Annotated in this window: 9 protein-coding genes; 5 read left to right on the plus strand and 4 right to left on the minus strand. The window is 63.7% G+C overall.

What is annotated here, in order from left to right; genetic code table 11:
* The first annotated feature begins 226 nt into the window (after window positions 1-226).
* The gene (locus LOY35_RS25045; RefSeq protein WP_258628436.1) at window positions 227-4,540 is read left to right on the plus strand and encodes a DEAD/DEAH box helicase; all 4,314 of its coding nucleotides are present in this window, start codon (window positions 227-229) and stop codon (window positions 4,538-4,540) included.
* A 131-nt stretch (window positions 4,541-4,671) separates the two neighbouring features.
* Here the strand turns inward: LOY35_RS25045 and LOY35_RS25050 are convergent, their stop codons facing one another.
* A complete protein-coding gene (locus tag LOY35_RS25050) occupies window positions 4,672-6,759 on the minus strand; it encodes a mechanosensitive ion channel family protein (protein WP_258628438.1) in 2,088 nt (695 codons plus the stop codon).
* Window positions 6,760-7,096: 337 nt separating this feature from the next.
* On the opposite strand from LOY35_RS25050, the gene LOY35_RS25055 reads away from it, so the two are divergent.
* Genes LOY35_RS25055 through LOY35_RS25070 form a run of 4 tightly spaced genes read left to right on the plus strand, consistent with a single transcriptional unit; the run spans window position 7,097 to window position 11,142 of the window.
* Window positions 7,097-8,023 carry a DUF72 domain-containing protein gene (locus tag LOY35_RS25055; RefSeq protein WP_258628439.1) on the plus strand — a complete coding sequence of 309 codons (927 nt, stop codon included), beginning with the start codon at window positions 7,097-7,099 and terminating at the stop codon, window positions 8,021-8,023.
* Window positions 8,020-8,844 carry an endonuclease/exonuclease/phosphatase family protein gene (locus LOY35_RS25060; protein ID WP_258628441.1) on the plus strand — a complete coding sequence of 275 codons (825 nt, stop codon included), beginning with the start codon at window positions 8,020-8,022 and terminating at the stop codon, window positions 8,842-8,844. Before LOY35_RS25055 ends, LOY35_RS25060 begins: the two co-directional genes overlap by 4 nt.
* On the plus strand, window positions 8,841-10,139 hold the full coding sequence (gene clsB, locus LOY35_RS25065; protein WP_258628446.1) for a cardiolipin synthase ClsB: 1,299 nt from the start codon (window positions 8,841-8,843) through the stop codon (window positions 10,137-10,139). The genes LOY35_RS25060 and clsB overlap by 4 nt, the downstream gene beginning before the upstream one ends.
* Entirely contained in the window at window positions 10,126-11,142 is a 1,017-nt protein-coding gene (locus tag LOY35_RS25070) for a lysylphosphatidylglycerol synthase domain-containing protein (protein ID WP_258628448.1), read from the plus strand. The genes clsB and LOY35_RS25070 overlap by 14 nt, the downstream gene beginning before the upstream one ends.
* Before the next feature lie 107 nt (window positions 11,143-11,249).
* Here the strand turns inward: LOY35_RS25070 and LOY35_RS25075 are convergent, their stop codons facing one another.
* From LOY35_RS25075 to LOY35_RS25085, 3 genes are all read right to left on the minus strand, one after another.
* Window positions 11,250-12,008, minus strand: coding sequence for a S9 family peptidase (locus LOY35_RS25075; RefSeq protein WP_258628450.1), 759 nt, complete (start codon window positions 12,006-12,008; stop codon window positions 11,250-11,252).
* On the minus strand, window positions 11,998-13,107 hold the full coding sequence (locus tag LOY35_RS25080) for a DUF3182 family protein (protein ID WP_258628452.1): 1,110 nt from the start codon (window positions 13,105-13,107) through the stop codon (window positions 11,998-12,000). Before LOY35_RS25080 ends, LOY35_RS25075 begins: the two co-directional genes overlap by 11 nt.
* A 206-nt stretch (window positions 13,108-13,313) precedes the next feature.
* Complete coding sequence (locus LOY35_RS25085; protein ID WP_258628454.1) at window positions 13,314-14,309, minus strand: GlxA family transcriptional regulator; 996 nt, start codon at window positions 14,307-14,309, stop codon at window positions 13,314-13,316.
* Between the last annotated feature and the right edge of the window lie 59 nt (window positions 14,310-14,368).

The following is a 14,368-nucleotide window of genomic DNA, read 5'->3' on the forward strand; positions in this document are numbered from 1 at the left end:
CGGAATCGTTGCATTTTGCGGGTTTAGTGCGCAACCGTCACCCGTAAAGTGCAGATCCGGGATTTTCGTCGCACTCCAGGACCTCATCGCGAGCAGGCTCGCTCCCACAGGACGGAGCGCGGCAGATCCATTGTGGGAGCGAGCCTGCTCGCGATGAGGTCCTGCCGGGCAACAGAGATACCGCCGGCACTTGCATCTTCCCCATCCCACCCGCATAACTGCCCCTATGAATCTGCCCCTTGCAGCCGACCACGCCATGGCAGGCTTTCACCCCGCCGTTCGCGCCTGGTTCAGCCAGACCTTCCCGGCGGTGACGGCCGCCCAGGCCCGTGCGTGGCCGTTGATCGGCCAGCGTCGCTCGACTCTCGTGGCCGCGCCCACCGGCTCGGGCAAGACCCTTACGGCGTTCCTCGCCGTGCTCGATGACCTGGTGCACCGTGGCCTGGAACAGGGCGACCTGCCGGACCAGACCCTGGTGGTCTACGTCTCGCCGCTCAAGGCCTTGAGCAACGACATCCGGATCAACCTGCAAACCCCGCTGGCCGGCATCACCGAACAATTGCGCCAGATGGGCCTGCCGCCCCTGCAAATCACCACCGCCGTGCGCACCGGCGACACACCGCAGAAAGAACGCTCGGCGATGCGCAAGACCGCGCCGCACATTCTGGTGACCACGCCCGAATCGCTCTACGTGCTGCTCGGCTCCGATTCCGGCCGGCAGATGCTCGCCAGCACCCGCACGGTGATCGTCGATGAAATCCACGCCATCGCCGCCAGCAAGCGCGGCAGTCACCTGGCCCTGAGCCTGGAACGCCTGCAAGCGCTGTGCAGCGAGCCGCTGATGCGCATCGGCCTGTCCGCCACGCAAAAGCCCATCGAGGCGGTGTCGCGCTTTCTGGTGGGCGAAGGCCGCTCGTGCGAAATCGTCGACATCGGCCATGCCCGCCCCCGCGACCTGGACATCGAGGTGCCGCCGGTGCCGCTCTCGGCGGTAATGGCCAATGACGTATGGGAACTGGTCTACAACCGTCTCGCCGACCTCGCCCGGGCACACCGTACCACCCTGATATTCGTCAATACCCGACGTTTGGCCGAACGCTTGAGCCGCCACCTGAGCGAGCGCCTGGGCAAGGACGCCGTGGCCGCCCACCATGGCAGCCTGGCGAAGGAGTTTCGCCTCGACGCCGAGCAACGGCTCAAGCGTGGCGAGTTGCAGGTACTGATCGCCACCGCGTCCCTGGAACTGGGCATCGACATCGGCGACGTCGACCTGGTGTGCCAGATCGCCTCGCCCCGTTCCATTTCGGCGTTCCTGCAACGGGTTGGTCGCTCTGGCCACCAGGTCGGCGGGACGCCCAAGGGACGCCTGTTCGCCACCACCCGTGACGACCTGATCGAGTGCGCCGCCCTGCTCGATTGCGTACGCCGGGGTGAGCTGGACATCCTGCATATCCCCAAGGCACCGCTGGACGTGCTGGCCCAGCAGATCGTCGCCGAAGTCAGTTGCCAGGAATGGCAGGAACAAGCCTTGCTGGACACCGTTCGCCGCGCCGCGCCCTACGCCGGACTGGACGACGGCCACTATCAGGCGCTGCTGCAAATGCTTGCCGAGGGCCTCAACAGTCGCCAGGGCGTGCGCAGCGCCTACCTGCATCGCGACGCGGTCACCCGTACCCTGCGCGGGCGCCGGGGCAGCAAACTGACCGCCGTGACCAGCGGCGGCACCATCCCGGACAACGCCGACTACAGCGTGCTGCTCGAACCCCAGGGCCTGAACATCGGCAGCGTCAACGAAGACTTCGCGGTGGAAAGCATCGCTGGCGACGTGTTCCAGCTGGGCAATACCTCCTACCGCATCATCCGCGTCGAGACCGGTCGCGTGCGGGTCGAGGATGCCCAGGGGCAGCCGCCGACCATTCCGTTCTGGCTCGGCGAGGCCCCGGGGCGCAGCGCCGAACTGTCCCTGGCCGTGGCCCGCCTGCAAGCACAGCTCGATCAACTGCTGGGCGCCACCCCCGGCAATCTGCAACCGGCCCTCGACTGGCTGACCGGTACCCTGCAACTGAACCTGGCCAGCGCCGAGCAACTGCTGGACTACCTGGCCCCCGCCCGACTGGCCTTCGGCGCCCTGCCGTCCCAGGACACACTGGTGATGGAGCGGTTCTTCGATGAGTCCGGCGGCACCCAACTGATCATCCATACGCCGTTCGGCAGCCGCATCAACCGCGCCTGGGGCCTGGCCCTGCGCAAGCGTTTCTGCCGCACCTTCAATTTCGAATTGCAGGCTGCCGCCAGCGAGGATGCGATCGTACTGTCGCTGTCTACCAGCCACAGTTTCGAGCTGGATGAAGTCTGGCGCTACCTCAACAGCCACAGCGCCGAACAGATCCTGGTGCAGGCGGTGCTGGATGCGCCGCTGTTCGGCGTGCGCTGGCGCTGGAATGCCGGGGTGGCCCTGGCCCTGCCGCGCTACACCGGTGGACGCAAGGTCGCCCCGCAGATCCAGCGGATGAAGAGCGAAGACCTGATCGCCAGCGTCTTCCCCGACCAGATCGCCTGCCTGGAGAACCTCGCCGGCGAACGGGAAATCCCCGACCACCCGCTGGTGGAACAGACCCTCGACGACTGCCTGCACGAAGCCATGGACAGCGAAGGCTGGCTGGCGCTGCTGCGGCGCATGGAAGCGGGCGAGGTTCGCCTGATCAGCCGCGACCTGCCTGCCCCCTCGCCTCTGGCGGCAGAAATCCTCAGCGCCCGGCCCTACACCTTTCTCGACGACGCGCCGCTGGAAGAACGACGAACCCAGGCAGTCATCAACCGGCGCTGGAGCGATCCGCAATCCACCGACGACCTCGGCGCGCTGGACGCCGAAGCTATCCAGTCAGTCAGAGAAGAAGCCTGGCCGACCCCGGCCAACCTCGATGAAATGCACGAAGCGCTGATGAGCCTGGCCTGCATCGCCGACAGCGAAGCCCGCGCCCACGAATCGTGGCTGGGCTGGCTGCAGGCGTTGGCCGAACGCGGGCGGGCCAGCCATGTGCAGATCAGCACCGAGCGCGGTCTTTGGGTGCCACTGGAACGACTGACCTGCCTGCAAGGGATTTATCCACAAGCCCGATGGCAGCCCGCGCTGACACCCCTGGCCGGGTTCGATGAGGCCTGGGACAGTGACGAAGCCGTGGTGGAAGTGCTCCGCGCCCGGCTCAGCGCCTTTGGCCCGCTGCCACTGACCGCCATCGCCTATCCGTTGGGGTTATCGACAGCGCAAATTACCCAGGCCCTGGCGCACCTCGAGCAACAAGGCTATGTGCTGCGCGGCCGCTTCACACCGGGCACCGGCCAGGAGGAATGGTGCGAACGGCATCTGCTGGCCCGCATCCACCGCTATACCGTCAAGCGCCTGCGCCGGGAAATCGAACCGGTGATGCTGCAGGATTTCATGCGGTTCCTGTTCGACTGGCAACACCTGTCGCCGTCGACCCAAGGCCGGGGCAGCGCTGTGCTGCCGTCGATCATCAGCCAGTTCGAAGGCTACCCGGCCGCGGCCTCGGCCTGGGACAGCGACCTGTTGCCGGCGCGGATCAAGGACTACTCCGCCAACTGGCTCGATGAGTTGTGTCGCAGCGGCAAGCTGGTCTGGACTCGCCTCAGCGCCCGGCAGAAAGCCTCCGCCACGGCCCTGCGCAGCACGCCGGTGGTGTTGCTGCCGCGCAGTCAGGTCGCGCTGTGGAGCAGCCTGACAGAGCAGACGCCATTGAGCGAACTGTCCCTCAAGACGCAAAAAGTCCATCAGGCCCTCAGCGAACATGGCGCGCTGTTTTTCGACGAGTTGCTGCACGAAGCCCACCTGCTGCGCGCCGAACTGGAGATCGCCTTGCAAGAGCTGGTGGGCGCCGGCCTGGTGAATGCCGACAGCTTCGCCGGGCTGCGGGCGCTGATCACGCCCGCCAGCAAGCGCCAGGCCCGCAGCAGTCGGCGTGGGCGCGGGGCGTTTGTCGGCGGCATGGACGATGCCGGCCGCTGGGCCTTGTTGCGCCGCAGCCAGCCAGCGCCGAGCGAAGGCAACCGACCTGCGCCGACACCACCGGAAACCCTGGAGCACATCGCCATGACCCTGCTGCGCCGTTACGGCGTGGTGTTCTGGCGCTTGTTGGAGCGGGAGGCGGATTGGTTGCCAAGCTGGCGTGAATTGCTGCGCACCTTCCATCGCCTGGAGGCACGCGGCGAAATCCGTGGCGGGCGCTTCGTCAGCGGCCTGGCCGGCGAGCAATTCGCCCTGCCCGAAGCCATCCCGCTGTTGCGCGAAGTCCGGCGCCGTCCCGCCGACGGCAGCGTGATTGCGGTGTGCGGCGTCGACCCGCTGAACCTGGCCGGTACATTGCTGCCTGGAGCGAAAGTACCGGCGCTGGCGAGCAATCGGCTGGTGTATCGCGATGGACTGCCGGTGGCGGCACAGATTGCCGGGAAGCTGCATTTCTGGTTGGAGCTGGATGTGCAGGCAACGGGAGACATCCGGAGCAAGCTTATCCAGAGAAATTGAGGTGGCTGGGCGGGCCCTATCGCGAGCAGGCTCGCTCCCACAAGGGAATGCATTTTCACCGAGGAATGCATTTCAAATGTGGGAGCGAGCCTGCTCGCGATGGGGTCATCAACCCACTACAAAGCCAACTTCTACTGAGGACGATCAGGCACTTCAGCCCCCTCCACCGGCTCTTCCATCAACCGCTTCGGCAACATCACCTGCTGTGGATAAGTCTGCGCGAAATGCACCGCCGGATGGTTATCCACAAGCTTTTTCAAGCGCTGGTTGAACGCTCGGCTCACCGCATATTGCCCGCCTGAAACGGTACGGAACTGCGCCGTGAGCACCACGCCGTTAAGGTCCATCCGGTCCACGCCGAACACGTCCAGCGGCCCTTGCAGGTTGAACTTGAGAAACGGGTCTTCCGAAATCGAACGGCCGGCTTCGCGGATCAATTCGATGGCCTGGTCCACGTCGGTGTCGTAGGTGAACTGCACCGAGAAAAAAGCGAAGGCGAACTGTCGGGATTGATTGGTCACCGCTTTTATCTGGCCGAATGGCACCGAATGCACGAAACCCTTGCCGTCGCGCAGGCGCAGGGTGCGGATGGTCAGCCCCTCGACGGTGCCGGCGTGGCCGGAGTCGAGCACCACCCAATCGCCGATGGACAGAGTGTCCTCGATGATAATGAACAGCCCGGTAATCACGTCCTGCACCAGTTGCTGCGAACCGAAGCCGATCGCCAACCCCACCACCCCGGCGCCCGCCAGCAGCGGCGCGACGTTGATGCCCAGGTTGGCCATGGTGGTGATCGCGCAAATCACCACCAGGATGATTTTCGCCGCGTTGCGCAACAACGGCAGGATGGTCTTGATCCGCGTGCTGGGCTGGCGTGCGCCGCGCTTGTTCAGCGGCGGTTTCAGGGCTTCCTGGATCGCCGTGTCGAGCACCACCCACATCAGCCAGGTCACCAGGAAAATCAAGCCGATGCGGCTCAGGGAATCGCTGATCGCCCTGCCCACGGAGTTGCGCGAGGCGAACTCGAACAGCGAAATCCCCCAGATCCGCCCGAGGATTTCAATGAACGCCACTGCCATGACAATCCGCAGCAAGGCGTGGAGCAGGCTCAGCAACCGGCCCTTGTAGGCGCTGTTGTGCTGGATGGTTTCAGCCTTGGGCGACTTGAACACATGCTGGAGCACGGTACTGAGAAACACCGTGGCGATCAGCAGGATGGTGGTGAACAGCGCGCAGCGCAGGGCTTTCTGGTTGTCTTCGCCGACGCCGATCAGGCTCACCGCCGAAACCAGCACCATCAACAGGATCGGCCAGTTCCAGAGCCCGGAAAAGATCCGCAGCGACTCCTGCAAGGCCGGTTGCTTCAGGCGTTGGGCCAGCGGCCGGTTGCGGATCAGGTGGGCCACCGGGCGGCGCATGCGAATCACCAGCCAGCCAAAGATCACCGAGGCCAGCAAGCCGGTGAACACCGCCACGCTGCTGGTGATGTTGCCACCCAGTTGCCGGGCAATCTGCGGACTGGTGAGCGCATCGCTCAAGGCCGCGAGGAAACCGATCAGGAACAGCGGTCGCGGGCTGAAATGGCGAATGATCGCCACTGCCCGGCGCTTGTGGCCGGCGTTGAACATCACGACCACGCACAGCAGCGCTGAGGTGGAGAAAACGCCACTGCTGGTGGCATAGGCGAAGCACAGCGCCAGGGCGCGACCGACCGACACCTGCAGGAAATGGCTGACATACAGGGTCAGCGGCAGGCAGACCAGCGCCGGCGCGGTGTAGGGCAGCAGGTAACCGAGCAGGTCCACTACCCGCTGACGGGTGCGCAGCCAACGACGCCGGCCCAGGTGACGCACCAGCAGCCGTGCGCCGGCCCAGATGAGCCCGAAGGCGCCCAGCCAGACGCCGGAGAGCAACAGGAAATCCCCCGCCACACGCCAGGACGAGCGGGAGGTCTGGTCCACCAGCCGGTCCACCTCATCCGCCGCCCGGTCCGCGCGCAAGCGCCAGGCATCGATCAGGCTCTGGTTGAGATCGAGCTTGTCCTGGACGTCATCGATGCTCGAACTGATCGCCCCCAGCAAGCCGCCTTGGACCAGAGGTTCGGGTTCGGCAGGGGCTTCACTGGGCGCTGGCGTGCCGGGAATGGCGGCTGCGCCGTAGGCGATACCGCCGGTCAGCGCCAGCAAGACCAGCAGCAATACACGGCTCAATCGAGACAAAACGCGAGGCTCCTTGATGGGGATCGGTAAGGAACTGATCCATATCAGGCAGGCAAGTTCGCTCAAGGCCAATACAAAACCCGTGGCGAGGGGATTTATCCCCGCTGGGCTGCGCAGCAGCCCTAAATACTGACACCTCGGTGTATCAGACAGATTGTGTCGATTGTCTTGGGGCTGCTCCGCAGCCCAACGGGGCGGTGCGACGTTTCGCTAAATCCCCTCGCCACAAGAACCCCACCGCTTTCACCACCGGGCACTTCGTCGAAACTTTCTGCGCCGCCCGACAGTCATCAGCAAGACACCGGCAGTACGAGGTCATCTGGCACGGGAGGGACACATGACGGCAATCCACATCGGCATTTCCGGTTGGCGATACACGCCTTGGCGGGGGGATTTCTACCCCAAGGGGCTGACCCAGAAGCGTGAATTGCAGTTTGCCTCGCGAGCGGTCAACAGCATCGAAATCAACGGCTCGTTCTACGCCCTCCAACGTCCCGAACGCTATGCCCAGTGGTACGCCGAGACGCCGCCGGACTTCGTGTTCAGTGTCAAGGCGCCGCGTTTCATCACCCACATCAAGCGATTGCGGGATATCCACAAGCCGTTGGCCAATTTCTTCGCGTCCGGGGTGCTGGAACTCAAGGAAAAGCTCGGCGCCATCCTCTGGCAGTTTCCCCCCAGCTTCAAATTCGACCCCGAGCTGTTCGAGGATTTTCTCAAGCAATTGCCCCATGACACCGTCAGTGCCGCCGCCCTGGCCCGGGAGCACGAGTCGCGCCTGGACGGCCACGCCAGCACCGAAACCGATAAGAAGCGCCCGCTGCGCCACGCGGTCGAGATCCGCCATGAAAGCTTCATCGACCCGCATTTCGTCGCCCTGCTCAAGCGCTATGACATTGCGCTGGTGATCGCCGACACCGCCGGCAAGTGGCCCTACCGCGAAGACGTCACCAGCGATTTCGTCTACCTGCGCCTGCACGGCGCCGAAGAGCTGTATGCCAGCGGCTACACCGACGAGGCGTTACAACGCTGGGGCGACCGGATCGAGGCCTGGAGCCACGGCACGCAACCCGAAGACGCCCACCTGATCGACCCGAAAAAGAAACCCAGGGCGCGCAAGAGCCGGGAAGTATTCTGCTATTTCGACAACGACATCAAAGTCCGCGCCCCTTATGACGCGCGCCACTTGCTGGAGCGCTTCGACCTGGACAAGGACCTCGCCACCACACCCGGCGAGCGACCGGCCGAGGGAGTATTGCCATGAGCACGTCTGGCCCTACCGAAGCGACCCGCGACGCAACCACCGATGCGCCCCAGAACCTGGCGCATGATCTCGACCGGATCAGCCGCTTCACGGTCCTGACGGTCAACACCCACAAGGGTTTCACCGCCCTGAACCGGCGCTTCATCTTGCCGGAACTGCGCGAAGCGGTGCGCAGCGTGTCCGCCGACGTGGTGTTCTTGCAGGAAGTGCACGGTACCCACGAACATCACCCCCAGCGCTTCTCCAACTGGCCGAGCATGCCGCAATACGAATTCCTCGCCGACAGTCTCTGGCCGCAGTTCGCCTACGGGCGCAACGCCGTGTATCCGGCGGGCGACCACGGTAACGCGCTGCTGTCGAAGTTCCAGATCATTCGCCACGACAACCTGGACGTCTCCATCAGCGGCCATGAGAACCGCGGCATGCTCCACAGTGTGTTGCGCCTTCCGGGTGGCGACGGCACCCAGGTCCACGCCATTTGCGTGCACCTGGGGCTGCGCGAGGGGCATCGTGTCGAACAGCTGAAATTGTTGTGCAAACGCCTGAGCGAACTGCCACCCGAGGCACCGGTAATTGTCGCCGGGGACTTCAACGATTGGCGCGGCAAGGCCAACGACCTGCTCGAACCCTGCGGCCTGCGGGAAGTCTTCGCCGAACAATGGGGCAAGCCGGCCCGCAGCTTTCCGGCGCGCCTGCCGATCCTGCGCCTGGACCGAATCTATGTGCGTAATCTGAAGGCCTATCAGCCCAAAGTGCTGAATGTGCGCCCCTGGTCGCACCTGTCCGACCATGCGCCGCTGTCGGTGGAGATCGAACTATGAGCGCGACGATGAACAAGGCGACGGTGGAGCAGGTCGAGACACCGCCCACCGAGCGCGATCCGGCGCTGGTGGATGTCGAATATGGCTGGCATGGCAATAACCGCGTCACCCTGCTGGAAAATGGCGAGGCGTATTTCCCCCGGGTGTTCGAGGCTATCCGTCGAGCCGAAAATGAAATCCTCATCGAGACCTTCATCCTGTTCGAGGACAAGGTCGGCAACGAATTGCGCGACGTGCTGGTGGACGCCGCCCAGCGAGGCGTACGAGTTACCTTGAGCCTGGATGGCTTCGGCTGCGGTGAACTGACGCCGAACTTCCTGGCTTCGTTGAGCGATGCCGGTGTCCGCCTGCAGATGTTCGACCCCGCCCCCCTGCATCTGGGCATTCGCACCAACTGGTTCCGTCGCCTGCATCGCAAGGTGGTGGTGATTGACGGCGTGATCGCCTTCATCGGCGGGATCAATTTCTCCGCCGACCATCTGGGGGATTTCGGTCCCGAGGCCAAGCAGGACTATTCGGTGGAGATCAAGGGCCCGGCGGTGGTCGATATCCATCACTTCGCCTTGATGCAAAGCGGTCGGCCGGCCCGGGCCAAATACTGGTGGCAGCGGCGCCGCAGCCGGCGCAGCGAGCTGGCTTTCAGCGACCATGACGGTCAGGTGCGGCTGGTCTATCGCGATAACAACGAGCACCAGACCGACATCGAAGAGGTCTACCTGCAAGTGCTGCGCAGCGCCAAGCGGCGTGTGGTCATTGCCAATGCCTATTTCTTCCCCGGCTATCGGTTGCTGCGGGAAATCCGCAATGCGGCGCGGCGTGGCGTGGAGGTTCGGCTGATCCTGCAGGGCCAACCGGACATGATGATCGCCAAGCTCGCGGCGCGGATGCTGTATGACTACCTGCTCAAGGCCGGCGTGACGATCTATGAATATTGCGAGCGGCCTCTGCATGGCAAGGTCGCCCTGGTGGATGAAGACTGGAGTACCGTCGGTTCGAGCAACCTCGACCCCCTGAGCCTGTCGCTGAACCTGGAAGCCAACGTGCTGATTCGCGATCGGGGGTTCAACCGCGAACTGTTCGAGCGCCTCGATCACCTGAGCCGCGAGCACTGCACCGCCATGCCCGCCAATCACGCCCGACGGGGCCTGCTCTGGCGCATGACTATCGGTTTCATGGTGTTTCACTTCCTGCGCCACTTTCCGGCCTGGGCCGGATGGCTACCGGCCCATAAACCGCGCCTGAAACCTTTTTCGCCGCCGACGGCGGTTCGGAGCGAACCCCATGAACCACTCTGAAGCGCATACCGCGCCAGGCGATGCCCGTGTCCGGGACGAGAACAAGCCCAAATCACGCTGGAGCCGCTGGAAAAGACCGCTGACGCTGGCGTTCTTCCTGTTGCTGATCGTGCTGTTCACCACCCTGGCCCGGCGCATCGACTGGTCAGAGGTCTTCGACACACTGGCGGATTTCAAGGTGCGGACCTTGATCATCGCCGCCACGCTGACCCTCGTCAGTTTCATCACTTATGCCTGCTTTGACCTGATCGGGCGCACCTACATCCGCCAGAAACTGGGTTGGCGACAGATCTTGCCGGTGGGAGTGATCAGCTACGCCTTCAACCTCAACCTCAGCGCCTGGGTCGGTGGCATTGCCATGCGCTATCGGCTGTATTCCCGCCTGGGGGTGAGCAATGGCAACATCGCCAAGATCCTCGGCCTGAGCCTGGCCACCAACTGGTTCGGCTACATGACCCTGGCCGGGGCGGTATTCAGCAGCGGCCTGGTGACAATGCCGCCGGGCTGGAAACTGAGCAGCGATGCCTTGCAGGGGGTGGGTGCGCTGTTGCTGCTGGCGAGCGCCGGGTACCTGCTGGCCTGCCGGTTTTCCAAACGTCGCGCCTGGACGATCCGTGGCATGGAAATCAACCTGCCCTCGCTGCGCATGGCGGTGCTGCAACTGGCCCTGGGGGCGCTGAACTGGTCGTTGATGGCGGCGGTGATCTTTACCTTGCTGCCCAGCAAACTGGAGTACCCGGTGGTGCTAGGCGTCTTGCTGATCAGCAGCATCGCCGGGGTCATTACGCACATCCCGGCGGGGCTAGGCGTGCTGGAGGCGGTGTTCATCGCGCTGCTGCAACACGATGCGTCCAGGGGCAGCCTGCTGGCGGGGTTGATTGCCTATCGGGCGATCTACTTCATCTTGCCGTTGCTGATCACGGTGGTGATGTACCTGGTGATCGAGGCAAAGGCCAAGGCCTTACGGATCAAGCCTGGGCTCAAGAAGCCCGAGCATAAATGATCATCGTCTGACCCGGCGCCATCGCGAGCAGGCTCGCTCCCACATGGGCTCGCATTCCCCTGTGGGAGCGAGCCTGCTCGCGATAGCGCCCGCATGGACAACGCCCCTCAACGCTCCTGAATAATGCTCAACCGCTCTCCCACCACCATTTCCGTGATCCAGTCCACCAGGATCGAGGTGTAGGCCTGTTGTGAGATGGGGTCGCTCAAGGCATGGTCGGCGCCATCGATGATTCGATGGGTCAACGAATGGGTCTGCTGGCACGCGGCGCGGTAGCTCATGATGGTGGCATGGGGCACGTGATCGTCGGTTTCCGACTCCACCAGCAGCACATCGCCGGTGAATTGCGAACAGGCGTGCAGTGCGCGGTTGGTACCCGCGTGCACCAGGGTACTGCGATAATCCAGCAGGTCGCTCTTGTCCAGGTCGCGCTTGGGCGTGTGCCATTGCTCGTCGCGGTACAGCGCCGGCACCCGCAACGCCAGCCAGCGTACCGGGCGCAGCGAGGTCAGAATCGAGGCGAGGTAACCGCCGTAGCTGGTGCCGACCACCGCAATCGCGGAAGTGTCCAAGGCGGGATGGGCGAGCAGCCGGTCATAGGCCGCCAGCAGATCTCGCAAATTGTCTTCCCGCGTCACCCGGGACAGAGGAATGCCCGCCCTACCGGTATGGCCGCGCAAGTCGAAGGTCAGACAAACGCAACCCAGGCCGGCAATGCCCTTGGCCCGCTCCAGGTCACGCTCCTGGCTGCCGCCCCAGCCGTGTACGAACAACACGCCAGGGACTTTCGACTTGGGGCTCAGAAACGTGCCGTTCATGTGCTCATCGTCGATCTCGATCTGAATGGTTTCACTTCTAGCCGTCATGGGAATGAACCGTTACATATTTAAGTAGGAAATCACCGTTATGCGCCGGGCCGCGATAAACCTCCATGGCGCCGGGAGGCAACGGCTGATCGATGTAGGTCTCCACCGAGGACACGCGGACCACACTGGTCGATGGGTCCTGGACGAATACCTGCAGCGCCGCCAGTTCCGCACTGCTGGCTCCGCCCATGCGCCAGGATTGCTCCAGTACGCCGCCACGGGGCTGGCCACCGGTGTCGATGCCTTGGGCAATGTCGTAGTTGCGCCGGGAAGCAAAGAAACCGGGATAGGCCTGGTTGGCCGCATCGTCGAACACTTGCGCGAGCCGCACCGCTTCGCGCATCTCGTCGGGCAGTTCCAGCCTGAGCAACTCGATGTAGCCGCCCTGTACCACCAACAGATCCGAGCCGCCGTACACTTCCAGCCCTTGGCTGTCCCGGGTCAGGTGCTGCACGCCACAATAGCTCAGGTTATGGCCATGGATCGCGCTCTGACCGACGCTCTGGGTCCTGACCTCATTGAGGTTCTGCTCCAGCACCACACCGTCGCGGAACACGGCCTGGGCATCAGGATCAGCGGCGATTTCGTCGAACTGTGCGAGGTTCCGAATCACCCGCTGGTCGCGCCCGGCACAGGCATGAATCGGCTTGAAGCGGATGGGGCCGGCGTATAACAGATGTTCGGCGGCCAGACGCGCATCCTTGAGTGAAAAGACGCTCACGCCGTCGAGCACTACGGTCCGGGCGAGCTTGGCAAACAGCGGCGACCAGCCGATGGGGGCAACGGCATACTTATTCAGCAGACCGTGGGTAATGGCCTTGGTGCAAATGAAATCATGCTCGACGTAACCGCCCCATAGATCGTCCGGTCCCGAGACACCCAACTGCCGCGCGGCTTCCGGGCCGATCAGGGTTTGCGTGGGCAGCAGATAAAGATCGCGCCCGGCATGCTGCTGGCTGTCATAGCTGCCGCCGTAATCAATGCCCAGGATCTGCGCCAGCCAACGGGCCAAGGCACGATTGGTTTCCACTTCATGGAGCGGCGCGTGAGGATTGACCGAATGGGCCACCACGGTTTTGTTGCGATTGACTGGCGTCATGCGTTGCCCTTTTACCTGCGCTCATGGCTGTGGATAAAAGGGTGCAGAGATCAGGCCAACAGCTAATGCCGGGGCGGATGGTCAAGGAAACGGGCGGATTCCGGAAAAGTTGATCGAATCGAGCCTGTTTCATTCTGCACGATCCGTGACGGGCATCCCGCAAATTGCACGATGCCTTGAATCTGACATTCCCTGTGAGGGATCGGCTACTGTTTCGAAACGCCTGGCGGACTCACCCCGAACTTTGCCCGGTAATCACTCGGCGCCAACCCGGTGATTTTCTTGAATGTCGCCCGAAATGCGCTCGGGTCCTGGTAACCCACCTTCCAGGCGATGTGATCGATGGTGCCGTTGGTGAACTCCAGCATTTCCCGGGCCTTGCCCACTCGCAGATGCTGGCAGTACTCGGTGGGCTTGAGCCCGGTGGCGCTACGGAACCGGCGCAGGAAGGTGCGCTCTTCCAGGCCTGCCTGTTCGGCCATCGCAGCCAGGGAGACGTCCAACGCGCCGCTGCCTTGCAACCAGTGTTGCACCTTGAGGATCGCCCCGTCGCCGTGCGCGAGGATCGGCGCAAAATTGCTGCCGCACTCGCGGGCGCTGTCGCTGTGCTCGATCACCAGGAACTGCGCCGTGCGTGTGGCGATGCTGGGGCCCATCAGGCGATTCACCAACCGCAACCCCAGCTCGGCCCAGGCCATCAGCCCAGCGGTGGTGATCAGGTCGCCGTCATCGACAATCGGTTTGTCGGCGTCAAGCTTGATCTTCGGGTAACGCTCGGCAAAGGTTTTCGCCGACGTCCAGTGGGTAGTGGCGCTACGCCCATCGAGCAGGCCGCTTTCAGCCAGCAGGATCGACCCTACGCAAACCCCGCCCAATACCGTGCCGCCAGCGTGCTGAGCCCGTAGCCACTCCATCAACGCCTGGGAGACAAGCCCTTCGCTGAAACCGGCGATAGAAGGTGGAATCAGCAACGCGACCAAGCGGCCCGCAGTGCCGGTTTCACTGTCGAACACCCGCTGCGGCACCTCGCCTTGTTCTGCCCGCCAATGGCTCACTCGCAGCCGTGGCAACTGCGCGCCGACCTGCTCGGCCGCGATCCGCTCCGCCACGGCAAACAGATCGGTCAAGCCATGCACCGCCGCCAGCTGCGCACCGGGGTAAATCAACACTCCCAGCTCGGCGACCGCCCTTTCCTGCGTCATTGTCAGTTTTCCCTCGCTTATTGTCGTTGCGGCCAATCCTCGAACCGGCGGCAAGAGCC

It is taken from the genome of Pseudomonas sp. B21-028, assembly GCF_024749045.1.
Taxonomy (GTDB): domain Bacteria; phylum Pseudomonadota; class Gammaproteobacteria; order Pseudomonadales; family Pseudomonadaceae; genus Aquipseudomonas.